The following is a 1,164-nucleotide window of genomic DNA, read 5'->3' as shown; positions in this document are numbered from 1 at the left end:
CCGCTCGTTGGGATTGCGCGCCAAGAGCGCCTGCGCCAGCGCGCGGGCATCGTCCATGCGCCCCTGCTCCACCGCGGCCGCAATGCCGACGCGCAGCGCCTCCAGGCTGGCGCGGGTGCGGGCCAGCGATCGCTGCACCCAGACCCGCGCTGCTTCCAGGTCACCGGCCTGGAAACAGGCCATGGCGCGGCCGGCGTGGATGCCGATATCGGTGGGATCGGCGCGCGACAGCCGCTCGGCCTCGTCGAAATCGGCGAGCGCGCCGGGGCTGTCACCATGGTGGATGCGCACCCAGGCGCGTGACAGCCAGGGAAAGGCGAAATGCGGCTGCCGTTGCAGCGCCCGCTCGATCATGGTGAAGGCGCCATCAAAATCCTGGCTCAGCAGCAGATACATCAGCCCGCCGATGGACTGCACCATCACGTCATCGGGCGCGCTGTAGACGGCATGCTGGGCCAGCTTGGCATAGCGCGCGGCAATCTCCGGGCTGGTGATGCGCCCGGTCTGGATCGCGGCCCACGGCAGATAGGCACCGGCGAGGCCATGATCCGGGTCCATGGCCAGCGCCTGTTCCAGATAGCGTTCCACGGCCGGGAAATCGCCATCGCCCATCATGTGGGCCAGCGCGCGCAGGAACAGCGCGTTGGCATTGGCCGGCGGGCGTTCCTGGGCCTCGGCGGCGCGGGCGAAGCGGATGCGCGCTTCCAGCGCCGCGACGATGGCCGCGGTCAGATCCTCTTCCAGCGCGAACAGATCGTCACCCTCGCGGCTGACCTCGTCGCTCCACAGGATATTGCCGGCCGGATCGGTGAGCCGGCAGCGCAGCCGCACGCGCGGCCCCGATTGCACCAGGCTGCCCGACACGACATGCGCATCGCCCGCCGCCGTTTCCTGCAACACCCGCAGATTGCCAAAGCGGGCGAGGCCGTCGACCAGGCCAGCCTGCACCATGCGCGCCAGCGGTTCGGCCAGCGCCGGGTGGCCGATGGCCGAGAAGGCCTGCACGAACACGCTGGCGATCACGCCCGAAGCTTCGGCGTCCGGCTCGGGCGCGGACACAGGCGGCGGGGCGGCCAGCCGGGTGGCGGCGGCCACATCGGCGGCGGCGGAGGCTGACACCTCGCCCACCAGCCGCCGGGCGGCGCTGGTCGCCTGCGCGGCTTC

Annotated in this window: 1 protein-coding gene; it reads right to left on the bottom strand. The window is 71.6% G+C overall.

Translation table 11 applies throughout. From position 1 onward, the window contains the following. A partial coding sequence (locus GJ693_RS17245; protein ID WP_197042299.1) for a hypothetical protein occupies positions 1–1,164 on the bottom strand: 1,164 nt, incomplete at both ends.

The organism is Sandarakinorhabdus oryzae (assembly GCF_009733735.1).
In the GTDB taxonomy this organism is placed as follows: Bacteria; Pseudomonadota; Alphaproteobacteria; order Sphingomonadales; family Sphingomonadaceae; genus Sandarakinorhabdus; species Sandarakinorhabdus oryzae.
The sequence above is the reverse complement of the archived record's forward strand: the minus strand, read 5'-3'. Positions and strand labels throughout refer to the sequence as shown.